Source organism: Candidatus Manganitrophus noduliformans (genome assembly GCF_012184425.1).
GTDB lineage: Bacteria > Nitrospirota > Nitrospiria > SBBL01 > Manganitrophaceae > Manganitrophus > Manganitrophus noduliformans.
Genome location: NZ_VTOW01000003.1, coordinates 684378 through 707084, shown reverse-complemented (window position 1 = coordinate 707084; position 22707 = coordinate 684378). Strand labels below are relative to the sequence as shown.

The following is a 22707-nucleotide window of genomic DNA, read 5'->3' as shown; positions in this document are numbered from 1 at the left end:
GAATCTGTGACGGCCATGACGGAAAATATCGGTTTATTCAGCGGTCTCCAAACCCCCAAAAAGGAAATCTGGGCGGTCGGAGGAGGAAAGGGGGGGACCGGAAAGAGCTTCTTGTCCGCGAACCTAGGGATCGCCCTGACCAGGATGGGAAAGCGGGTGCTTCTCGTCGATGCCGACCTGGGATGCGCCAATCTTCACACCTGCCTCGGCGTCACCCCCGCGGCGACCCTTTCCGACTTTATCCAGGGAAAAATCAGAAATATCGAAAGCGTCCTGACGCAGACGGAAACCCCGAATCTGGCCCTGATCTCCGGCGCCCAGGATTATCTGGAGATCGCCAATCCGAAGCACAGCCAGAAGATGCGGTTGATCCGGCAAATTCATGAATTGAGCTTCGACTATATCATCCTTGATTTGGGGGCGGGAACCTCCTTTACGAACCTCGATTTTTTCTTGAGCGCCGATACGGGGATCCTCAGCGTCATCCCCGAGCCGACTTCCATCGAAAATGTCTATCGGTTTATCAAGAGCGCTTTCTACCGCCGATTCAAGAAAATCGCCCGAGATCCCGATGTGAAAGAGATGATTACCCTTGCCATGGACGAGAAAAATCAGCGGGGGATCCGAACGCCGCACGATCTGATCGACCAGGTCGCATCGATGAATGAAAAAGCGGGCCAGAAACTGAAAGAGGCGGTTTATACCTTTGCCCCGAAGATCGTCGTCAATCAAGTTCGCTCCAAGGACGACATGACCCTCGGTTTTTCGATGCGGAGTTCTTGCGGAAAATATTTCGGGATTAAGGTAGACTATGCGGGGTACATCGAATACGATGACCATGTCTGGCAGGCGACCAAAAAGAAGCGTCCCTTGCTGCTTGAATTTCCCTATTCGAGCGCCGCCCGTTGTTTGGAGCGAACCGTTTCAAATCTGATTAAAAATGAAGAGTTAAAGCTAAACTCAATCGTCAACCAGTAACCAGTTGAGAATGAAGAGATTTTCTGATCAGAATTACTACGAGATTCTTGAGATACCGTATGGGGCGACCTGGGGAGAGATTCAGAAGGCGTACGAATTAGCGAAGAAGACCTATGGGAGCGATTCCATTGCATCTTACTCGCTGTTCGATCAAGGCGACCGCGCTCTGATTTTCAAGAAAATCGAGGAAGCCTACCAGACACTCATCGATCAAGAAAAAAGAAGAAAATATGATGAAGCGCTGGCGGAGGTTGTGGAGGAGGTTGCGCAGCGGCTCGCCTCCTCCGCCCAAGAGGCGCCCGCCGCCCCTCCCCCGGCGGAAGCCCTTTCCGGGGAGATCACCGGAAAGACGCTCAAGGGGATGCGGGAGCGGCAGGGGGTCTCTCTTCAGGAAATCGCCGACCGAACCCGGATCAATCTCACCTATCTCCTCAGCATCGAGGAGGATAATTTCCGGACCCTTCCCGCCGAGGTCTACCTCCGCAGCTACATTCACCAATATGCCAAAATGCTCCAGTGGGATTCGAACAAGATCCTCGAAGGTTATTTAAAAACATACCAACGCTGGCAAAAAGAAAAACCCTCCTCTACTTGATCTCCGACGTCACCCGCTTGATCTCCTCGCCGACGATTCGAATCAATCTTTCCAGCTCCCGAATCGAAATCGACAAGGGGGGCATCAGGACGATCACGTTTCCGAGCGGCCGGAGAAGCACCCCCCTTTCCTTTGCGCGGCGGCAGACCTGCGCGCCGACCCGCCATTCAATCGGGTAAGGGGTCTTTTTCTTTTTATCCGCAACCAATTCGATCCCGACGATCAGGCCGGTCTGGCGAATCTCCCCGACATGCGCCCAGCGCTTCCAGGGATCGAGCCGTTTTTTGACGAATGCAATTTTCGGCCGGAGCCGATCGAGCACTTTCTCTTTTTCGAATATTTTCAGATTGGCGATCGCCGCGGCGCAGCCGAGCGGGTTTCCCGTGTAGCTGTGTCCGTGGAAGAAGGTCTTGAATTCGGCATATTCTCCCAGGTAGGCCTCGTAAATCGGTTGCGTCGCCAGGGTGGCCGCCAAGGGGAGGTACCCTCCCGTGATCCCCTTGGAGAGCGCCATCAGGTCGGGGGTGACCCCCTCCTGCTCGCACGCGAACATCCGGCCGGTCCGGCCAAACCCGGTCGCCACCTCGTCGGCAATCATCAACAGGTCGTATTTGTTGCAGAGCTCCCTGATCCGCTTCAGATAACCGGGAGGGGAGGTCAAGATCCCCGCCGCCGCTTGAACGAGCGGCTCGATGATGAGGCCGGCAAGCTCATGACGACGGCGCTTGATCGTTTTTTCGACCGCTTCAATACAAGCCATGCCGCAGGAGGGAGCGGTCAAAGAGAGAGGGCATCGGTAGCAGGTGGGGGAGGGGACCTTGATCGTTTCAAACAGAAGGGGCGCGTACGCCCGGTGGAAGAGATCGATCCCTCCGACGCTGACCGCCCCGATCGTATCCCCATGGTAGGCGCTTTTGAACGAGACGAATTTGCTCTTTTTTCGATAGCGCCCTCCGCGTCGTTGCCAGAAGCCGTAGGCAAGCTTGATCGCCACCTCGACGGCGGTCGATCCGTTGTCGGAGTAAAAGACCTTGGTCAGGCCGGGCGGGGCGACTTTTAGAAGCCTTTCAGCCAATTCGATCGCCGGGAAGTTGGTGAGACCGAGAAGGGTCGAATGGGAAATCCGTTTAATTTGATCGATCAGCGCTTCATCGATCTCTTTTTTGCGATGGCCGTGGATGTTGACCCAAAGGGAAGAGACGCCGTCGAGGTATCGCTTTCCCTCGGCGTCGATCAGAGTGACCCCTTTTCCACGGTCAATAATCGTCGGGACCTCTTTTTCCCATTCCTTCATCTGGGTGAAGGGGTGCCAAATCAACCGCCGTCCCTTTTCGATCCAATCGGCGGAAATCTCATGCCTCTCTTCTCCCTTCCGAGAGGTCCGTTTTCCCCTTGGATATTCCAACGTAGGTCCCCCTCGGACATCGCGCTCTTTGCCTGATCTCTTCAATCGCCCCTCAGTCTCTTTATCCCATTGATAGTTCAATAACTTTACTTTCCGAAGACAGCTATAGTATAATGCGCCAACATACACCAAATGCAAAAATAATTCACCTTCTTCCATCTTCGTCGAAGGGGCGTCAGCGGATCTTTCAATCGCCCTTTCTTTAATCTGCAGCGCACACCGGGGGAAATGAATGTCAGATGTTCATCATGAAATACGGCCAAAACGGCTTGTATTCTCCGTCTTTTTAATTATTCTTGGAATGGTCATCGGGATTACGCTTGTCTCCGAGTTTCGTCTTCTCCCTTTCGGGGCGGCGGTCAACGATCCTCAGAAATCGAAACCCCCTGCCATCAGCCAAGCCGAACAGACCTTTGTTGAAATCTCCAAAGCGGTGACGCCGGCGGTGGTCAATATCGCGACCACACGGGTGGTCAATCGCGGGGAAGAGGCGCCCGGTTTCCCCTTTGACGATCCCTTCTTCAGGCGATTCTTCGGCGATGAGCCTTCCCGCCGCGGCCCGCCGCGCGAGCGGCGCGCGCAAGGCTTGGGATCGGGGGTGATCGTCGATCCGGACGGCCTGATCCTCACGAACAATCATGTCGTGGAGAAGGCGGATGAAATCAAAGTGGTGCTGGGAGACAAGCGGGAGTTCAAGGGCAAACTGATCGGGAGCGATCCGAAGACCGACCTTGCCGTGATCCGGATCGATGCAAAAGACCTTCCCACTGTTTCCTGGGGAGATTCGGACAAGTTGCAGGTGGGAGAGTATGTTCTGGCGATCGGCAATCCGTTCGGTCTGAACCAGACGGTCACCATGGGAATCGTCTCGGCGGTCGGCCGCGCCAATGTCGGCATCGCCGATTATGAAGACTTCATCCAAACCGACGCCGCCATCAATCCCGGCAATTCGGGGGGAGCGATGGTCAACACGCATGGAGAATTGGTCGGGATCAATACGGCCATTTTCACCCAGAGCGGCGGCTACATGGGGATCGGCTTCGCCGTTCCGAGCAACATGGCGAGATCGATCATGGAGAGCTTGGCGAAAGAGGGGAAGGTGGTCCGCGGCTGGCTGGGGGTTTCGATCCAGGAGGTGACGCAGCAGCTCGCCAAGGAGTTCGGTCTCAAAGAGCCGAATGGAGCCCTTGTCAGCGATGTCCTTCCCGACAGCCCCGCAGAGAAGGCCGGATTCCGTCGAGGGGATGTGATCGTTCAGTTCAACGGCCAGGCGGTCGAGAATTCGACGCAGCTTAGAAATCTGGTGGCAAAGACCGGCGTCGGGACCAAGGCCAAAGTGCGCGTGGTCCGCGATAAAAAAGAGAAAGAGTTGGAGGTCACGATCGAAGAGCAGCCGAAAGACATCGCCGGAAGGGGCGACGTGGAGCCGGACCCGGAAGCGACCAGCACGGCCCTTGCCGGAATCGAGGTCAGGAACCTGACCCCGGAGGCGGCGAGACAACTCGGCTTGAATCGAAACGACAAAGGGGTGGTCATCACCCGGGTCGATCCGGGAAGCGTTGCGGACGAGGTCGGGCTGCAACGGGGCGATCTGATCATGGAGGTCAATCGCAAGCCTGTCCGCGACACCGATGATTATGACGAACTGATCTCAAAAATCGGGAAGGACGAAGCGGTCTTGCTTCTCATTAATCGACAAGGGAGAACAATGTTCGTCACCATTGCGCCTTAAGCGCTTAAATTATCGGCGGCGAACATTTTCACGAAGACCATTCAACCGGATTGAATGAAAGAAATTTCAGTGTGCCGTTTTTAGGAGGAGAACTCATTCGAATAATGAGGATGGCGCAATCGACTCTTGTTTCACCAAACGGGTGGAGGAGCGGCTATGATGGTGGGAAATTACGCGATACATGCCTTTTTTATTCTGCTCAGTACCCTTACCGGTTATTCGGTCGCCTCTCGACTCATTGAAGAAGGGGATGCATACTGGGGCGCGCTGATCGGGCTGACCCTCGGAGGGGGATTGGTCGCTTTCGGCCTCTATTTGGAGAAGGCCGCGGTTAAAAAACTTTTCTGGGGATGTTTCGGGTTGATCATCGGGGTTCTTGCAAGCGGTCTTCTCAACCTCATGCTCGATCCGGTTTTCTCTCCCAACCCCTCTTTATTCTTGCTCTGGAAAGGATTTTCTCTTCTCCTTTTTTCCTATATGGGGCTGGTGCTCGCGCTCAAAGTTGAAAAAGATCCGGGTTTGCTGTTTCCTGCAAAACGCCAGGTCGACCCCCCCGCCGCATCGAACAGCAAGATCTTGGATACCAGCGTCATTATCGACGGCCGGATTGCCGATCTTTGCGAAACCGGTTTTCTGGAGGGAACTTACATCATTCCCCAGTTCATTCTGCATGAGCTTCAGCATATTGCCGATTCATCCGACTCTTTAAAACGGGCCCGGGGCCGCCGTGGACTCGATATCCTCCATCGCATCCAAAAAATGGTCGATATCGACGTTCGGATCGTCGATGACGATTTCCCGTCCATCAAAGATGTCGATTCGAAAATCGTCGCCCTCGGAAAACGGATGTCGGCGAAGGTAGTGACCAATGACCTCAATCTGAACAAAGTCGCGGAGCTTCAAGGGGTCCGGGTTTTGAACATCAACCAGCTCTGCAACGCCTTAAAGCCGGTGGTGCTGCCGGGCGAGACGATGCGGGTTTTCGTTTTAAAGGAGGGAAAGGAATCGGGACAGGGGATTGCCTACCTGGACGACGGCACGATGATTGTCGTGGATGAAGCGAAGAAATGGATTGGGAAAAACATTGATGTCGTCGTCACCAGCGTGTTACAAACCACGGCCGGGAGGATGATCTTTACCCGCGTCCGTGAGGAACCGGAGCGCGAGGAGTACCAGGCGGTGAGAGCCAACTGATGATCCATGCGGTGATTCCTGCCGCCGGTCGGGGAACGCGGCTGGGAGGCAAAATAAAGAAACAGTTTCTGGCGCTCCAGGGTCTCCCTGTGGCCGTCCACACCCTCACCGCTTTTCAAGATGCTTCCCTCATAGATGAGATTGTCTGCATTACTTCTAAAGAAGATCTCTCCTTCTTCGAGCGTCTCGTTTCGGATCATTCGCTGACAAAGGTGACGAAAATCCTTCCGGGAGGGGAGCGGCGCCAAGATTCTGTTTGGGCGGGAATCTCCTATCTGGAAGAACGGCGTGATCAGAACGACCTGGTCGTGGTTCATGACGGTGTCCGGCCGCTGGTCACCCCGCAATTAATCGAAAAGGTGATCGAGGCGGCCAAAGCGGAGGGAGGCGCGGTTGCGGCAATTCGGGTCACCGACTCGCTGAAAGAGGTTTCTTCTGATAAAATGATCCTAAGGAGCCTTCCGAGGGAAAATGTCTGGGCGATGCAGACGCCGCAGGTCTTCCGATTGGGAATCCTGCTGGAGGCGTACCGGAGCGCGGCGCGGGAGGGGTTCGAAGCGACCGACGAGGCGATGCTGGTTGAAAGGCTGGGGGCGCCGATTCGCTGTGTGGAAGGATCGATCGAGAACATCAAGATCACCCTCCCTCCCGATCTGGAGACGGCCGAAATCTTCCTTCGGGCGCGCGGAAGTAGGCTCCATCGATGATCCGAATCGGCATCGGGTATGATGTTCACCGACTTGTGGAAGGATATCCCTGCGTTTTAGGAGGGGTCGAAATTCCTTTCGAGAAAGGGCTCAAAGGCTATTCGGATGCCGATGTCCTGCTCCATGCGATCTGCGACGCTCTCCTCGGGGCTGTTGGAGAAGGAGACCTGGGCCGGCACTTTCCGGAAGGCGACCCGAAGTGGAAGGGGGTCTCGAGCCTTCGGCTTTTAGAAGAGGTGGCAATGATTCTGTTACAAAAGGGTTATCAGGTCGTCAATATTGACTCCGTCATCATTGCCGAAAAACCGAAGGTTGCTCCTTTTGTCGATCCGATGAAGGTGAACATCAGCCGCCCCCTTTCAATCGATCCGGCCGCGGTGAGCATCAAGGCGACGACCAATGAAAAAATCGGTTTCATCGGGCGGGGAGAAGGAATCGCCGCGCAAGCGGTTTGCCTCATCGAACGGCGTGGGTGACGATGACAATTGAAAGTAAAGGAAACGGGTTTAAAGAATGTTGAAAGAAATTAAAGAAGATATTCAAACTATTTTCGAGAGGGATCCTGCCGCCCGGAACATCGCCGAAATCTTATTGACGTATTCCGGCTTTCATGCGACACTCCTTCATCGAATCGCCCATTTTCTCTGGCGGAAAAACGTGCCGGTGTTTCCGCGGCTGGTCTCTCACTTTTCTCGATTCATCACCGGTATCGAAATCCACCCGGGCGCCACCATCGGACGCGCTTTTTTCATCGATCATGGGATGGGGGTCGTCATCGGTGAGACGGCGGAAATCGGCGACAACGTCACCCTCTATCAAGGGGTCACCCTCGGGGGGACCGGCCAGGAGCCGGGGAAGCGCCACCCGACGCTGGGAAACAATGTCATTGTCGGCGCCGGGGCGAAAGTTTTAGGGGCGATCGTCCTCGGGAATCACGTCCGGGTCGGCGCGAACTCGGTTGTACTGAAGTCGGTTCCAGACCATGCGACGGTTGTCGGCATTCCCGGAAAGATCATCCATCGCCAGAAGGAAGAGGGGGTGCTCGATCATACGAACCTGCCCGACCCGATTGCGGAAAGGTTGGAACGGCTCGAGAGGGAAATTCAAGAGCTGAAGCATGAGATCCAACAGCGGGTTTCACACACGATGGGAGGATTTTCCGGATGAAGGAGAAAGTTCTGATTGTGGACGACACCGAGTTCTATCAGAAGGCCTACCAGAACAAACTCCTCTCGGCCGGATACATCACCTCCGTCGCAAATAACGGGGTGGAGGCATTGAAGGCTCTCACGACCGATAAACCCGACCTGATCCTTCTTGATCTGATGATGCCGATCATGGATGGATTTAAAGTGCTCCAGACGGTCAAAGCCAATCCTAATCTTCAAAGTATCCCGGTGATTGTTTTTTCCGCCAAGGGTGCCAGCGAAGAGATCAGCAAGGCGCTTCAAGCGGGGGCAAGCGACTTTCTGGTAAAAGCGACCACCACTCCGAATAAAGTCGTTGAGAAAATCAAAGCGGTTCTCCAAAAATAAAGAGAACGGTTTTTATCTTTCTGTCCTCGGCAATAACCCACCTTTATTTACTTCAAAACGATTGATGTCCGACGTTATTGATCAAGACGAATTTGCTTTTTTCACGCGAAATCTTTTGAAATGGTATCGCGCTCATGGCCGCGATCTCCCCTGGCGGCGAACGACCGATCCCTATGCGATCTGGGTTTCCGAGATCATGCTGCAGCAGACCCAGGTCGCAACGGTCCTTCCCTATTACGAGCGGTTTCTTTCGAGTTTTCCCGCGATCCGCGATCTTGCCTCGGCCTCTCCGGACAAAGTTTTAAAAGCGTGGGAGGGGCTCGGATATTACGCGCGGGCGAGACATCTGCATCGGGCGGCAAACGAGATCATGATCCGCTTCGGCGGAAAATTTCCCTCCCGGTTCGAGGAGATTCTCTCCCTTCCGGGAATCGGCCGATCGACGGCGGGGGCGATTGCGACGATCGCCCTGGGCCAAAGATATCCGATCTTGGACGGCAATGTGAAGCGTGTTCTCTGCCGCTATTTCTGTATTGAAGAAGATCCCAAGAAAAAGGAGATCGAGGAACAACTCTGGGACTATTCCGAAAAACTTCTCCCCCGCAAAGGAGCCGACGACTACACGCAAGCCGTCATGGACCTGGGGGCGACCCTCTGCACGCCGGCGGAGCCTCGCTGCCCCTTGTGTCCTGTGCGCAATCAATGCAAGGCCCGGGAAAAGGGGATCCAGGAAAAACTGCCGATCAAAGGAGCGGGGAAAATCATACCCGAGAGGGACTATGTGGCCGGGGTTGTGTTTCGGAAAGAGAAGGTGTTGATTCGCCGGCGCCCCGCGAAAGGCCTTCTTGGAGGGTTGTGGGAATTTCCCGGAGGACGGGTCGATTTAGATGGAAGGGCGGGGGGATTCGAGAAAAAGATAAAAGGAACGCTTCAGAAAGAAATTCCATGGACGGTCGATCAATGGGCTCCCTGGGGAAAAATAAAACATACCTTCACCCATTTTAAAATGACCCTCCATGTTTTTTCCGGACGGATCGAGGAGCGAAAAGGCAAAAACACCGACGCGCAAAAATGGGTCGCTGTGGAAGAATTATCGAACTATCCCTTTTCTTCCGCTCATCAAAAAATCTTGTCGAAATTAAAACAGCCTGATGAACAGCCACGGCTATTTTCGTGAGCGTTTAAACCAAGAATCGAGTGTTCCCTCTTTGATTTCTTCGAGGGCAATTTGGTTAAAACGATGGTATTGAATCCAGTGGGCCAATTTCTGCATCGCCTCCAGATCTCTCCCTTTTTTCTTTTTCAGCCCCTTCCACTTTTCATCAATCATCTTTTCAGAATAGATCTGGACCTTTTCCAGAAAGTCATAAACCACCGCGGCCTTGATCTCCGGCTTTAGCTTCACCGCTTCCCTTCGATATTTTTGATGATAAAACGCCATCGGATTTCTCCTCCTGATGTAGTGAGCAGGAGAATATACCATAGCTGCAGATCGAGTAAAACAGATAAGAAGAAGCCGGCCGTCAGTTGGACTGGGACGCGCTCAATGTCACCGCTTGATCGGCGGCCTTGGGAGAGAAGGGATAAACGGTGAAGAGAATAATTTGCCGGCGCTTGGAAGCTCCGCGAAGCAGCTCGAGGGCCGTTTCTTGCGACGCGGGGGCCAAAATGCTGAAGGGTTCATCCAAAACAAGGGGGAAGGTCACATTCGAAAACTGATCAAGGGCGGCCAGGAGAAAAGAGAGAAAGATCTGATCGGCCGTTCCGGAACTGACCTGATCGATTCCGACACCGCTCACCTCGATCTCGCCGTCCTCTTTTAGATGGAGTTTTCCGTTTTGGGTTTGCTTGAAGAGGGCGTACAGGATGTTCGTTTGTTGTTCGACCTGCTGCAAAGCGAAGGGAGGATTTTTTTGTTTTCCGATGGAGAGCGCGGTCGGAATAAACGAAAAAGGGGCGTGCGTGTTCACGGCGGCCGGCACCGGACCCAAATCGGGCATCTCGATCGCCGGAGGCTCTTTGGCCGGCTCCGAGTGGCGAAGGGACTCTTCAAGACGGTAGAGTTCTTCGGTTAAACCGCTATAGCCCTGAAATTTTTCCTCCAGGATCTTTGCCTCTTTCTCGTCCTCTTGAATCGTCAGGGCGATCTCCTCGACCGTTTCACCCTTTAAGAGAGCCTCTCTTTTCTCCGTGACCTCTCGCTTCCTCTGAAGATGTTGCTGATACGCGCGTTGGCGATCTTTGAACTCCTGGATCTCTTTACAGCCGGTTTTTGCGAGAAGCTCGGTGATTTCCTTGTGCTCTTTGTCGAATTTCCTCTGCAGCGAGTTGGCTTTTTCATTGAAGCCGGTCATTTTCTTCTCGAGGGCCTTCTTCGCGGCGGCGCGTCCGGTCGATTGGAGATAAGCGAAGAGAGAAAGACCGATTCCCGCAAGGACACCGATCGGGAAGAGATAACGGAAAGGACCCTGGAGGGTCACAAAAAGGGGGAGCAAAAAGGAGCAGACCGTGACTACGATGCCGATACGCAGTTTTTGATCTTGAAAGAGGTCGGTTTCACCCATGTTCGCCAGGTTGGCTTGAATCTCCTCCTTCTGTTCTTCAAGCTGGGTTAATTCCGTTTGCTTATTCTGCGCGGCTGCTTCATATTGTTTGATCAGATCGGGTCGAACGGTTTCGATCCCGGCAAAAGCGGCGTACTTTTTGGTTTCGGCGTCCTGAATTTGAGCGGCTTCACTATCGAGCTCGCGCGATTGATTTAATCTCCGCTTGGACACGGAGATTCGATCTCGGGCATTCAGCAGCGTTTCTTCGACCTTGGCCATCTCATCCAGCTTCCGCTGGATCTCTTTAATCTGGTTTTGTCTTTCCGCGCGTTGTTCAGGGGTGAGGACCGGTTGTTCATTGTCTGGAATTTGGAAAGAAGGAAATTCTGTTTTTTTTGGGACAGGACCCGGTGCACCGGAAGACAGACCGGATCTCTGCGTCCCCGGTCCATTTCCATGTGAAGCGGCGGAGGGGAACTGAAGCCGGTCGATCAGGAAAAGGGAGGAGAGATCTTCCTCCTGCATTCCCCCGGCCTGTTCGCAGACCCAGGCGGTAATCTTTCTCCGGTCTTTTTCGAGGAGCGATTTTTGTCCCGACGCATCGAGCTTGGAGAGATTGAAGAGCCCCTTTTGGTAATCGGCGGTGATCCGATAGGTTCCTTTGTCTCTTCCTTGTAAAATGACGGCGGCTTGCGCCGGCTGATTCTCGACGAACCGAATTCCCTTGAGGTCATTTCCCAAAAGCAGGGAAGAGAGAACCCGGCGGACGGTTGTCTTGCCGGCGCCGTTGGCTCCGAACACCAGATTCAGGCCCGGTTTCAGGGAGATTCGGGTCGGTTTATGGAAAGGCTCGATTCCGTAAAGATCGATTGCGAGAAGAAGCATGCGCCAGGATCCGTTTTACTAAGCTGTCGTTGAGAGATTTAAAAAGAAGTATACCAAAATTATGGAAGAATCGGGGAGGAAGGGTTATCCCATTTTTGTATGACTGGAAAGAAACCGGTTTACAGACAAACACGGACCGGCCAAAAAGACCGCGAAGTCATTCCGCCCGGAAAACTAGATCGTCGTCGGCTTTTCGACTTGATCGATCATTTGCGCTAGGTTAAAATCTCTATCCGTGATTCCTCCTTGACTGTGCGTCATCAACTTGAGGAGGACCCGGTTATAGTTGATCATCATGTCGGGGTGATGATCGACGGAGTCGGCCAGCTCCGCCACCCGATTTACAAATTGCATGGCCGACTTGAACGTTCTGAAGGAATATTTTTTTTGAAGCATGTTGTCGTAGAGTTCCCAACCTTTGAGGTCGTGGATCTTCCGGCGAACTTCTTCCATCGAAAGGAGTCCCATCACCGATTCTCCTAAAACGCAAATGAAGCGATCATAAACAACTTGTTGACAGCGTATCATGTCGAAGGAGAAGAGGTCAATCCGGCCGGGACGGCCGAAACAATCATTCCTCAGCAAAGGAGCCATCATGATATCCAGAAATGCCGTGCCGATCAAAATAGAAAATGCGAAGGGGGAGGGAATTCGAGTCACCTGGAGCGACCAGCATCAGGCGGTCTACCCCTACGCTTACCTTCGGGAGAGTTGCCGTTGCGCGTCCTGCATTCATGAATGGAGCGGTGAGAAATTGATTCCTCCCGGAAGCATTCCGGAAAATATCGCTCCGACGCAGATTGAGGCGGTGGGACACTATGCGATTTCGATTCATTGGAGCGACGGCCATGACACCGGAATTTACGCCTTTGATTTCCTGAAGGAAATTTGTCCATGCGAAACCTGCACCAAAGAACGCCTCAATGCAGGGGCAAAATAGGAGGACGAATCTTCATCCCATTCGATTTGCTCGTCTCCTCCGATCGGAACCTGCATGAGATTGACTCAATAGACAAACCGAGCCGACGGAAAAGCTGAGCAATCCTGGGAGTTTGCAAGATCACACCTTCAATGATCCGCCCGCATTGATCCAGAAAGATTGAGCTTCCTGTTAAAATCGAATAGAATGAAGTTAAACGATAGAATGGGAGCTCGCTTATGGATATCAAAATCGAATGGCAGAATTCAAAACCGTCACCTTATTGGAACGATATCATTCAAGACCATATTAACCGCCTTAAAACCGGGCGGCAGAAAATTACGCATGCCCGGGTCACCCTCCGGAAAAGCCAACACCATCTCAACGGAGCCGATGAGGCGACGGTTGTTCTGTCCGTTCCTGGAAAAACGCTCACCGCCAACAAAACCGCCGAGACGATCGGCGATGTGATCAATGAAGTCTTCAGCGCGGTTGAGCAAGAGCTGCATCGTTACAAGGAGAAGCGGGAACAGGTCGGACAAAAAGGCGCGGCGCGCAGCCATCTTCAGGGGGTGATTGTCCGGTTGTTCAAGGACCGGAATTATGGATTCATCCAAGCCGAGGGACAAGAAGATATCTATTTCCATCGAAATTCCGTGTCAGGGATGCCGTTTAACGACTTGGAGACGGGGACCCGTGTCGAGTTCGATGCGGAGGAGGGAGATGAGGGACCGCAAGCGTCACGCGTAAGCATCAAATAGGAAAACTTCATTTGTCTTCCCACGATATGTCCCCGGTTCCTTCGGGCGCGGGACCGATCGATCCGATCGGTCCCGTCTCACTTTTAAGCCTCACGAACACCGTCATTTGATTTCCGGAATCTGTTCGATTCAGTTCAATTTCGTTTTCTTCCGTGATATAATTGCGCGCGAAAAGATGTTTTTTATAGGGGGGACCCCGCGTACCATGAGGAGACAATTGGATGGAGACACTTTTTTCAGGCATTGAAATGTGGTCGTGGTATTCCGAAGAGAAGGGGATGAGCTTCAACGGATACCTGATCGGGCAGGGGAAAGAGCGCGTCGTCATCGACCCGCCACAGATGACCATCGACGACAAGCAGGACCTTTCGATCGACGGCGCCAAGGCGGTGATCTTGACGAATCGCGATCATATCCGGGAAGCGATGGAGTGCCGGCTTCTGTTGAACACCAAAGTTTGGGCCCCCGAAGCGGACGCCCCCGAAATGGGATCGGTCACTATCGACCAGACCTACAAGGATGGAGACCTTTTGCCGGCGGGACTGAAGGCCGTCTCCATCCCGAATGGAAAATCGCCGGGGGAATCGGCCCTTTATCTCAACAAACACGGCGGCATTTTTATTTTGGGGGATGCGCTCGTCGGCATGCCGGAAGGAACATTAAAGCTCCTCTCCCCTGATAAATATACCGATGTCAACAAAGCGAAAGAGGGCCTTCGCCGTCTCCTCGATTATGAATTCGAGATCGTCCTGGTCGGCGACGGGAAACCGATCCTCTCCGGGGGGAAGAAGGCGGTCGAAGCGTTTCTGAATCGCGGATGATCACAAATTCCTTTCTCCAGCTCGGGAACCGCGCATTTTCAACCGGAGATTACGCGACGGCGTTGCAATATTATCAAAAAGCGCTGGAAGGAATCCGGGGGGACCCCGATCAGCTTGCCGATCTTTACGGCAACATCGGGAATGTCTACGGCGCCATCGGTCAGATTGAACAGGCGATCGACTTCTATAAAAAAGCGGTCGAGATATTAAGACGCTCGGAAGCATATGCCCGCCTGGGAGTCACCTACGTCAATATCGGCAATCTTTACGCCGACGAAGGGAATTTCGATCAGGCGATTCACTTTTATAAGCAGGGGGTCCTCCTTTTAGAGCGGGAGGAACAATGGGATCACCTCTCCGTTCTTTACGGGAATTTTTCAATGGTCTTGGTCAGAAAGTCGGAGTTCCGGAGCGGCTTGGAGTATGCGGAAAAAGGGATGGCGTTGGCGAAAAAATTAAAACGCCCCGCGCTTCTGGCCGACGCCTCCCATCGGCTGTCGAAGGCAAAGGGGGCGATGGGAGAGATCGAGGAAGCCCGGCGTCTCAGCGAATCGGCCCTTGCCCTTTACACCGAGCTGAAAAATGAAATGGGCTGCGCGGCGGCCCTTTATCATCAAGCTTTTTTATCCGAACAGCAAGGAGATCTGGAGGGGGCGATCCGCTGCTTGGAGCTGGTCGTCGCCATCGATGAGAAGCACGGTCTTCCCAAGCTCGCCGAGAATAAAGCGAGACTCTCCCGGCTGCGCGCCGTAAGGGATCCGGACCCTTTCCGGGAACCGACCTAAAAAAAGAAAATCAATCCCTATCCTCGTTTTTCCTCTTCGTCTTTCCAATTCGTATGGTATAAATAGATCAACGCATCGTCTGATTTGGAAAGATCCTTGGAAAAGGCAGTTGCCCCAGAGAACGAACCTTCCCCTGAACCGCAGGTCCAAAAAAGCCTTCAATTCGCCGTTCGAGACGGTTTCTTCTTTTCGGTCATGTCGGGAGTCGGGGAGAGCTATCTCGGCGCTTTTGCGATCTTTCTCAAGGCGAGCAATCCTCAAATCGCGCTTCTCGCCGCCCTTCCTCAACTGGTCGGCGCGTTTTTCCAATTTCTCTCCGTACGACTCCTCAATTATCTCAAAAGCCGCAAGAAGATCATCCTCTATGGCGTGATCGGGCAGGCCCTGGCATGGCTCTTTATCCTCTCGACGCCGCTTTTTTCCGAAAGACGCGCCGTCTCCTGGTTGATCGCTTCGGTCATCCTCTACTCGGTTCTGGGCAGTTTTGCGAATCCGGCCTGGCACAGCCTAATGGGGGATCTTGTCCACTCGAATCGGCGCGGCCGGTATTTCGGGAGAAGGAACGGGGTCATGAGCATCGCCGCCTTCGCCTCCCTCTGTTTTGCGGGACTCCTTCTTCACCGGGCGGAAGGTCTGGGACGGGTCGGCTTCGGTTTCGGTCTCCTCTTCCTGATTGCATTAACGGCGCGGCTGATCTCGGCCTACTATCTCTCCCGTATGAGCGAGCCGAAGTATACGCCGCGCGCGGAAGACCATTTCTCCGTCTGGCAATTTCTTCGGGACGGACGAAAAACGAATTTCGGACGATTCGTTCTCTTTACCGCTTTGATCCATTTTTCCGTTCACGTTTCCGGTCCGTTTATCTCCCCTTATCTCCTGCGCGACCTGAATTTCAGCTACCTTCAATTTATGTGCGCGTCTGCGGCGACGGTTTTGGCCCAGTTCCTGACATTGCATCTGTGGGGACGATTCGGCGACCAGTTCGGGAACAAAAAAGTCTTGACGATCACCGGTGTTTTGCTTCCGATCCTCCCCCTCTTTTGGCTGTCGACGACGAATTTTTATCTCATCCTGGCGATCCAGATATTCGGCGGAATCACCTGGGCCGGATTCTCCCTCTCCATGGGGAACTTCGTCTTCGACGCCGTCTCTCCTGCGAAGCGCGCCCAGTGCAGCGCCATCTACAACTCGGCGAATGCCGTCGGAATTTTTCTCGGCGCCCTGCTCGGAGGAAATTTAAGCCGCTGGCTCCCGAAGCAGATCGACGCCGGCTTTTTTCAGCTGTCGCTGGTTTCGAATCTGCAGCTTCTCTTCTTGCTCTCCGCGCTCTTACGGTTCACCGTCTCAATGAAGCTCCTTCCGATGATCAGAGAAGTCCGGGAAGTCAGACCGTTCGGGGCGAAGGACTTTTTCGTCGCCATGGCTCAAATGCGGCCGGTCTCCGGATTCAAATTCAATCTGTTTACCCTCGGAAGAGAAAGGGCTTCCACCGTTCTGAAAGAGATCCGCCGCCCCAAGGAAAAAGAAAAACTTCCCGTTACACTCGGAGACAGAAAAGAGTAGCAGCGGGCATCCTCCGCCCGATCACGTACGCCCGCGTCCACAGCATGAAAAAAGCATCGCCCCTGTTTGAGCATTTGAAAGTTTTTACGGATCTTAAGTCAAAAGGTCTTGTCATTTTGATTTTATTAGTGCTAAAATTTTTTAAGATTTCCGAAGGGGGAATTCAACCGGTCTAATCGGCTGTTGAATGAAGGAATCATGAAAACAAGAAGGCATACATCATCGGGCGGGGTCATTTATAAAGCGAAAGAAGACGGCATTCAGGTCGTGCTGATCTCGCATTACAACCAAAGGGGAAAACTGATTTGGTGTCTTCCGAAAGGTTCCGTGGAGAAGGGAGAAAGCCTCCAGGAAACGGCGATCAGAGAAGTGCGGGAAGAGACCGGCGTGTTTGGACGCGTTCTGGAAAAAATCGGACAAATACAATATTGGTTTTATTCCAAAGAGGAAGAGACGAAGATCTTTAAGACGGTCCATTTTTATCTTTTGGAATATTTAAGAGGTGATGAAAAGGATCATGATTCCGAGGTCGATGAAGCCCGGTGGGTGGCTCTGCAGGAAGCGATGGGAATGTTGACCCATAGCAGCGAGAGGACCATTATGGAAAAGGCGACCCGTTACTTGACGGCCGTATACGGCCAGAAAATACCGGTTCCTTCCGTGAAGGTTGAAAACATTCTTCCAAACGACACGGACAATTCAAGCACGATCTAATGAGCACGAACGCGCAGGAGATGAGGATGAGTTTGATGGAGGTTCGACCGATGGAGCAAGGCGATAAGAGAAGAAAGGCACTCCAAGAAATACTTTTGAACAAGAAAAGAGAGGTGGTCCAACAAATCGAGAATTTAATGGTGGCCCAGGAAGACACCCCGTCCGGCATCTTGGATACGGGCGATCAATCGCTCAAGAATCATGAAACCGATGTGGATCTGACCCTTCTCGAAATGAACAATCGTCTCTTGAAGGAAATCGAGGAAGCGCTGATCAAGCTGCCGGAAAACCGATACGGCATATGCGAGGAGTGCGGCGCGGAAATCAGCGCCGGCCGGCTCAAAGCGATGCCGTTTGCAAAATATTGTGTCGCTTGCAAAGAACGGCAAGAGCTTTTCGAAAAGATCGAGAAAACCCGAACCGAGGCGTAAGCGGCAGACCGGCCGATTTGATCGGCTCGCTGCGAAAACGTCGTGATTTCTATCCGGAATACTCACTCGGCGAGTGAAATACTGGAGCCAAGCGCCAAGAAACGGGGGGTGGCCTCTTTAACGAAGGAGGTTCACCCCCAAGTATTCTATATTCTAATCCCGCGACAAAATCCCGCCCGCCGGCCCTATACCTTAAGAGGCGGCCCTCCCTGATTCGCATAAAGGTAACCTGCTAAAAACATCGTCAATTCACGTTCTCGTTGTTTGACAGAAATTAGGTTATAAACTAAACTATTTTTAAAATCATCCTGTTCGAGAGCGTGATGTTAAGAGACCTCATTGCGAATCAGAAAGTACTGTTTTCAAAGAATCTTTACTCCGCGGGCCATATCGAAACGATCTTCAATGATCTGAAATCGAAGGGAGATTTGGTCACCGCCGTTTTATTGTTGGAGGAGAAAGACCGCTCTCTTCTGCTTTTCATTTTACAGGATGATCTCTACGCCGCAGTCGAACTGAAGGAGAATTCCTTCTTGCCCCTTCCCTTTACGGATTATTTTACCGAAATGTCCCAGGCCCAAGGGGCCATCCATCTCTACGTTACCAATCCGATCTTTTTCAAAGCGCTTCTCGTCTTGGCTCAGAAAAAACCGAATATCGTGGCGACGACCGACATCCTCAATATCGAAGCGCTTTTAAATCAGGTGCAGAAAAAAAAGAAGGAGGCCGTTCTCCTGCTGAAGAAGGGGGAAGAGATGAACCTCTTCTATTTCAGGGGAGGAAAACTCTCGGAGACCTATTTCCAGGCCGCGGGCGAAGTGACGAAAGAGGGGAGCCTTCACGAGCAGCTTTTAATCTATACCTACTCGTCGGACGGCGCCGAGCCGATGGAGATCCAGCTTTTTTACGATCTGGACGTCTCGCCGGCGGCCGATGTCGATGATGCCCTCGAAGCGTTAGGGGAGGGGGTGGAGCGCCATCTTGCCTCACGACCCCGCTTGATTCTCAAAGAAGAAAAAACGGAAGCGCCGATCGAAAAAATCCTCGATAAAGGGATTTTCACAATGGGCCGTGATCTCAGAAGCGATTGGGCGATCAAAGACCCGATGGTCTCAAGGGAGCATGCGATCATCAAAGAAGACGAGGACGGATTTTATATCGAGGATCGGGGGAGCCGAAACGGGACCTTCGTAAACAAGGAGAAGGTCCTCCGGAAAAAGCTCTCGGATCAGGATGAGATCCGGATCGGATCGGCGACCTTTCACTTCTCCGGAAAAGAAGGACAGACCGATTCGGAAATCTCCGCTTCGTCGACCTCCGAGCCGATTCGGTCCGCCCCGCAGGAAAATCTCGGAGCCTGGGCCCTCGAAGTGATTTCCGGAAAAGAGGTCGGCCGCTTCTTTGAGCTTTCTCCCAAACTGCTTTCGATCGGCAGGGGAAAAACCGACGTCGTCGTGAACGATCCGAAAGTCTCCCGTCATCATGCTGATCTGGAATGGTCCGAAAAGGGTTTTATCCTCGTCGATCTCAAGAGCACCAACGGCATCTTTGTGAATGATCAAAAGATCGACAGAAAACCCCTCTCCGCAGAGGATGTCATTACAGTGGGGGACACCCGCCTGAGGGTTGTTTGTAAGAAATGAACCAGGCTTCCTGGCGCTTCGACCTCTCCCGCCTTTTTGACGATCCGGTTCTTTTCCTTGAGCAGTGGATATCCGGCGTTTCCAAACCGACCCTCGTCGGTTATGCCTCCCTCTTTTTCCTGATCGCCATCGGTATTCCCCTTGCCCGGCGCTATTTTTCCATGCGTCCTTCGACAAATGCATACAATCCCTTGAAAGAGGCCAAAGAGGCCGCCAAATCGCACGATCTTTACCGGGCGGCCGAACTCTTCGAGCAGGCCGGGGAGTATGAAGAAGCGATCCGTTTATACAAAGAAGGGAAAGCATATCAGCAGGTCGGTCGAATTTTTGAGTTGAAAAAGCAATGGCAGGAATCGGCGCAATTTTATAAGCTTTCCGGGGATACCGAGAAGGCGGCCGTGATGTACCAAAAGGGAGGAGAGTACGTCCGGGCGGCGGAATGTTACCTGACCTGCAAAAAAATATCGCTGGCCGCCGAGGCATACGAAAAGGCAAAGCGGTTCAAAGAGGCGGCGAAGCAATACGAAAAGTTCGGAAACCTGCTTAAGGCGGCGACTCTTTACGATCAAGCCAACGATCTCCCCAAAGCGGCCGAAATGTACGAAAAGTACTTTTTGAGGGAGAAACGGGCCCGTTCGGGCCCCGCTTCCGAGAAAACAAATCAAATCGCTCAGGCCGCTTTCCAGAGCGGGCAAATTTATATGAAACTGAAACAGTTTCCAAAAGCGGTCGAGATCCTCACCGCCGGAGGCTTCGCCTTGGAGGCGGCGGAAGCGGCCGTTCAAGGAGGAGAGGCGGAGAAGGCCGCGGAATTGTTTCTGACCGCAAAAGCGTTTGATCGCGCCGCCTCACTTTACGAGCAAATCGGAGATACCCGCCGGGGGAATCGCGTGGTCGGAAAGAAGTTTCAGGAAGAGGGGAAATTCCTTCCCGCGGCGGAGGCCTTCGAGCGGGGAGAGGGGTGGGTCGAAGCGGCCGAGTTGTACGAACGGATCGGCGATAAAGCGAAAGCGGGCGAAATGTTGATGAAGAATGGAGACTATCACCGGGCGAGCGACCTGTTCCTCTCGGTCGGGGACACGGCGTCGGCCGCTCAGGCGTTGGAGAAAGGGGGCCGATTCAGAGAAGCCGCCGATCTTTATATCCGGCTTGAGCAGTTCGATAAAGCGGCCCGGATGCAAGAGTCCGGGGGGAATTATTACGACGCGGCCCTTCTGTACAAGCAGCAGGGGAAAGTCGATCAGTCGATCTCCTATCTTCAGAAAATCGATTCTCAGTCGTCCGAATATCATCCGGCGTCGCTCTTGCTCGGACAGCTCCTCGTGGAAAGGGGAATGATCGATGCCGCGCGGGAGAGATACCAAAAAATTATCTCGCAGGAGACGATCGGCCCGGAGAATTTGGAATTTTATTATCAGTTGGCCTTGCTCCATGAAAAGCAGAAGGAGTTTGAAGAGGCGCAAAATTTGTATGAGCGGATTCTGGCGGAAGACTACAGCTATCGGGACGCCAAGAGCCGCAGCACCCTCCTCAAAAAAGCGCTCACCACGGTGAAAAAAGTGCTTGATGCCACGCGGATCGAGGAAGCCACCGCCCGGCCGGCCGCCGCGCCGGTTCAGCCGTCCACATCCCGATATAAGATCATCAAAAAAATAGGACAAGGGGGAATGGGGGTAGTCTATCAGGCCGAAGATACCCTCTTGAAACGGCTCGTCGCTTATAAAGTCCTGCCGTCGGCCATACGTGAAAACGAAGCGATGCTCCAAAGCTTCCTGCAAGAGGCAAGGATTGCCGCGGCCCTCAATCATCCCAACGTGGTGACGATTTTCGACACAGGCAAAAATGGGGATGAAATTTTTATCACCATGGAATATGTCAATGGAATCACGCTCAAGGAATACCTGGAAAAAAACGAAACCGGGCTAAAAAAACTGATCGAGATTATGAAAGAGATCTGCGTCGGTGTTTCCTACGCGCACAGCAAAAATGTCGTCCACCGTGATATAAAGCCGGCGAATGTCATGCTGGCGCATGATCTGCGGGTCAAGATCATGGATTTCGGTCTCGCAAAGGTCGTCAGTGAAACGGCGGCGGATAAAACTTCAGTCAAAGGAACCCCGCTTTATATGGCGCCCGAACAAATTCTCGGGGAGAAAGTCGATCATCAATCGGATATTTACTCCCTCGGTTGTACTTTCTACCGGATGGTGGCGGGTCGCCCTCCGTTTGTTCAGGGGGACGTTTATTACCACCATCTTCACACGCGCCCCGCCCACCCCCGCACCTTGAATCCTAAACTTTCGGAAGAGCTCGACCGGTTGATTATGAAAACGATCGAGAAGGACAAATCGAAACGTTATAAGAAAGTCACCGAAATCATCGAAGATCTCGGAAAGCTCGCCTGACCGCCAATCGCCCTTCCCCTTTCCCCTTTTTCCGCATGCCTTGACAGCCTCTCGAAGAGGAGATTACACTCAAGGCAATGGGAAAGCCGTTCCTCAATTCGTGCAAGCAGAGACGTGTTGAGTCCTGATAGGTTTAAATTTCGATTGACAACTCATTCGGCACTCCATTAGAGTGCTGATCATCGTGCGGAGGGTGTTGTGAAGAAAGCGATTCCGTTCATTCTTATCCTCTTGTTGACCGCTTGTGCAACCGGCCCCGAGCGAATGGAAGCCGCTCCTGAGGATTTTCCCAAGGAGGCCGTCATGTTCCAATTCGGTTATCCGGCGGCCTTCGGTCGTATTGTTGATGCGCTGGAGGCGGAGGGTTATGAGGTTGCCGTCGCCGATGAACGCGCCGGGTTTATTCAAACGCATCCGAAGGAGATCGACGTCACCCCTGAAGATCCGAACCTCCAATACCGGGGTCTCTACCGGATTCAGGTCGACGGAGATCGCGACCGCTCATGGGCGCTCATCCAATTTATGGTCGTGCCGGAATTGCCGGGCGAGCGGGAAAAACTGGTCAATCGGATACAAGGAGGGACTCCACCCACACCATGATCCATTGGACCGCCTTTCTTCTATATCGGATGAGGGGATTCGCCGCCCCCATACTGCTTCTCGTTTTTTTGACCGGGTGCGCCTCTTTCACCGTCGATCAAAATGACAAGGCGCAGATTCGGATTTCGAACGGCGCCATGGGATCGGGTTTGGAACTCAATCCCCCCATTCTGAAAATCGAACCGGGAGAAACCGTCTCCTGGAGTAATTTTACGACCTATGATCTCCGGATCCAGATCGAGCCGGCCTCGCCGGCGTCCGATCAACCATCCTTCATCTCACCCTTTACGACGGTTGAAAAAAAATTCGAGGAGGCGGGGAGCTATGATTATACCCTTGTCTTCTCAACCGATAAGACCTTCGGCCGTATCACCGGAACGATCGTGGTGGGGGATCGTCCGACCAGCCCGCCGCACAAAAGAGAACAGCCCGAATCGCCTTCCCGGGAGAGAATCCCTGATACAGAACCGTTCATTCTCTAAAGACCG

24 protein-coding genes are annotated in these 22707 nt (G+C 53.0%); 20 read left to right on the top strand and 4 right to left on the bottom strand.

Translation table 11 applies throughout. The annotated features are described in order from the left end of the window. Positions 1–15 precede the first annotated feature (15 nt). Positions 16–978, top strand: a complete 963-nt coding sequence (locus MNODULE_RS17945; protein ID WP_168062417.1) for a nucleotide-binding protein — start codon at positions 16–18, stop codon at positions 976–978. A gap of 10 nt (positions 979–988) precedes the next feature. Then, positions 989–1573 carry a helix-turn-helix domain-containing protein gene (locus MNODULE_RS17940; protein WP_168062415.1) on the top strand — a complete coding sequence of 195 codons (585 nt, stop codon included), beginning with the start codon at positions 989–991 and terminating at the stop codon, positions 1571–1573. On the opposite strand, the gene bioA is transcribed toward MNODULE_RS17940, so the two are convergent. Further along, a complete protein-coding gene (gene bioA, locus MNODULE_RS17935; RefSeq protein ID WP_422666762.1) occupies positions 1566–2924 on the bottom strand; it encodes an adenosylmethionine--8-amino-7-oxononanoate transaminase in 1359 nt (452 codons plus the stop codon). The genes MNODULE_RS17940 and bioA overlap by 8 nt on opposite strands. 286 nt (positions 2925–3210) lie before the next feature. On the opposite strand from bioA, the gene MNODULE_RS17930 reads away from it, so the two are divergent. The 7 genes from MNODULE_RS17930 (at position 3211) to mutY (ending at position 9323) form a co-directional block, all read left to right on the top strand. Next, complete coding sequence (locus tag MNODULE_RS17930; RefSeq protein ID WP_168062411.1) at positions 3211–4710, top strand: DegQ family serine endoprotease; 1500 nt, start codon at positions 3211–3213, stop codon at positions 4708–4710. A gap of 156 nt (positions 4711–4866) precedes the next feature. Beyond that, positions 4867–5904, top strand: a complete 1038-nt coding sequence (locus MNODULE_RS17925) for a PIN/TRAM domain-containing protein (protein ID WP_202882254.1) — start codon at positions 4867–4869, stop codon at positions 5902–5904. After that, positions 5904–6611, top strand: a complete 708-nt coding sequence (gene ispD / locus MNODULE_RS17920) for a 2-C-methyl-D-erythritol 4-phosphate cytidylyltransferase (protein WP_168062409.1) — start codon at positions 5904–5906, stop codon at positions 6609–6611. The genes MNODULE_RS17925 and ispD overlap by 1 nt, the downstream gene beginning before the upstream one ends. Further along, positions 6608–7087, top strand: coding sequence for a 2-C-methyl-D-erythritol 2,4-cyclodiphosphate synthase (gene ispF, locus MNODULE_RS17915; protein WP_168062407.1), 480 nt, complete (start codon positions 6608–6610; stop codon positions 7085–7087). Before ispD ends, ispF begins: the two co-directional genes overlap by 4 nt. A gap of 37 nt (positions 7088–7124) precedes the next feature. Continuing rightward, on the top strand, positions 7125–7778 hold the full coding sequence (cysE, locus tag MNODULE_RS17910; RefSeq protein WP_168062405.1) for a serine O-acetyltransferase: 654 nt from the start codon (positions 7125–7127) through the stop codon (positions 7776–7778). Then, the gene (locus MNODULE_RS17905) at positions 7775–8146 is read left to right on the top strand and encodes a response regulator (RefSeq protein WP_168062403.1); all 372 of its coding nucleotides are present in this window, start codon (positions 7775–7777) and stop codon (positions 8144–8146) included. The genes cysE and MNODULE_RS17905 overlap by 4 nt, the downstream gene beginning before the upstream one ends. Positions 8147–8210: 64 nt before the next feature. After that, a complete protein-coding gene (mutY, locus tag MNODULE_RS17900; RefSeq protein ID WP_238339612.1) occupies positions 8211–9323 on the top strand; it encodes an A/G-specific adenine glycosylase in 1113 nt (370 codons plus the stop codon). Here the strand turns inward: mutY and MNODULE_RS17895 are convergent. From MNODULE_RS17895 to MNODULE_RS17885, 3 genes are all read right to left on the bottom strand, one after another. Continuing rightward, positions 9312–9587 carry a hypothetical protein gene (locus MNODULE_RS17895; protein WP_168062398.1) on the bottom strand — a complete coding sequence of 92 codons (276 nt, stop codon included), beginning with the start codon at positions 9585–9587 and terminating at the stop codon, positions 9312–9314. The genes mutY and MNODULE_RS17895 overlap by 12 nt on opposite strands. An 82-nt stretch (positions 9588–9669) precedes the next feature. Further along, positions 9670–11577 (bottom strand): ATP-binding protein, encoded by a 1908-nt coding sequence (locus tag MNODULE_RS17890; protein ID WP_168062396.1) that lies wholly within the window; start codon positions 11575–11577, stop codon positions 9670–9672. A gap of 174 nt (positions 11578–11751) precedes the next feature. After that, positions 11752–12045 carry a 4a-hydroxytetrahydrobiopterin dehydratase gene (locus MNODULE_RS17885; protein ID WP_168062610.1) on the bottom strand — a complete coding sequence of 98 codons (294 nt, stop codon included), beginning with the start codon at positions 12043–12045 and terminating at the stop codon, positions 11752–11754. A gap of 58 nt (positions 12046–12103) precedes the next feature. On the opposite strand from MNODULE_RS17885, the gene MNODULE_RS17880 reads away from it, so the two are divergent. The 11 genes from MNODULE_RS17880 to MNODULE_RS17830 all read left to right on the top strand — a co-directional run bounded on the left by MNODULE_RS17880 (position 12104) and on the right by MNODULE_RS17830 (position 22701). Next, on the top strand, positions 12104–12517 hold the full coding sequence (locus MNODULE_RS17880) for a gamma-butyrobetaine hydroxylase-like domain-containing protein (protein ID WP_272953290.1): 414 nt from the start codon (positions 12104–12106) through the stop codon (positions 12515–12517). Between the two features lie 218 nt (positions 12518–12735). Beyond that, complete coding sequence (locus MNODULE_RS17875) at positions 12736–13257, top strand: HPF/RaiA family ribosome-associated protein (RefSeq protein WP_168062391.1); 522 nt, start codon at positions 12736–12738, stop codon at positions 13255–13257. Between the two features lie 221 nt (positions 13258–13478). Further along, a complete protein-coding gene (locus tag MNODULE_RS17870) occupies positions 13479–14078 on the top strand; it encodes an MBL fold metallo-hydrolase (RefSeq protein WP_168062389.1) in 600 nt (199 codons plus the stop codon). Then, positions 14075–14863 (top strand): tetratricopeptide repeat protein, encoded by a 789-nt coding sequence (locus MNODULE_RS17865; RefSeq protein WP_168062387.1) that lies wholly within the window; start codon positions 14075–14077, stop codon positions 14861–14863. The genes MNODULE_RS17870 and MNODULE_RS17865 overlap by 4 nt, the downstream gene beginning before the upstream one ends. 96 nt (positions 14864–14959) lie before the next feature. Further along, complete coding sequence (locus MNODULE_RS17860; protein ID WP_168062385.1) at positions 14960–16426, top strand: MFS transporter; 1467 nt, start codon at positions 14960–14962, stop codon at positions 16424–16426. Between the two features lie 198 nt (positions 16427–16624). Beyond that, on the top strand, positions 16625–17140 hold the full coding sequence (locus MNODULE_RS17855) for an NUDIX hydrolase (RefSeq protein WP_168062383.1): 516 nt from the start codon (positions 16625–16627) through the stop codon (positions 17138–17140). Positions 17141–17166: 26 nt separating this feature from the next. Further along, entirely contained in the window at positions 17167–17571 is a 405-nt protein-coding gene (locus tag MNODULE_RS17850; protein ID WP_202882252.1) for a TraR/DksA family transcriptional regulator, read from the top strand. A 323-nt stretch (positions 17572–17894) separates the two neighbouring features. Beyond that, positions 17895–19214, top strand: a complete 1320-nt coding sequence (locus MNODULE_RS17845; RefSeq protein WP_168062381.1) for an FHA domain-containing protein — start codon at positions 17895–17897, stop codon at positions 19212–19214. Beyond that, on the top strand, positions 19211–21619 hold the full coding sequence (locus tag MNODULE_RS17840; protein ID WP_168062378.1) for a serine/threonine-protein kinase: 2409 nt from the start codon (positions 19211–19213) through the stop codon (positions 21617–21619). The genes MNODULE_RS17845 and MNODULE_RS17840 overlap by 4 nt, the downstream gene beginning before the upstream one ends. A 198-nt stretch (positions 21620–21817) precedes the next feature. After that, the gene (locus MNODULE_RS17835; protein ID WP_168062376.1) at positions 21818–22219 is read left to right on the top strand and encodes a hypothetical protein; all 402 of its coding nucleotides are present in this window, start codon (positions 21818–21820) and stop codon (positions 22217–22219) included. Beyond that, positions 22216–22701 carry a cupredoxin domain-containing protein gene (locus MNODULE_RS17830; RefSeq protein WP_168062374.1) on the top strand — a complete coding sequence of 162 codons (486 nt, stop codon included), beginning with the start codon at positions 22216–22218 and terminating at the stop codon, positions 22699–22701. Before MNODULE_RS17835 ends, MNODULE_RS17830 begins: the two co-directional genes overlap by 4 nt. Positions 22702–22707 lie beyond the last annotated feature (6 nt).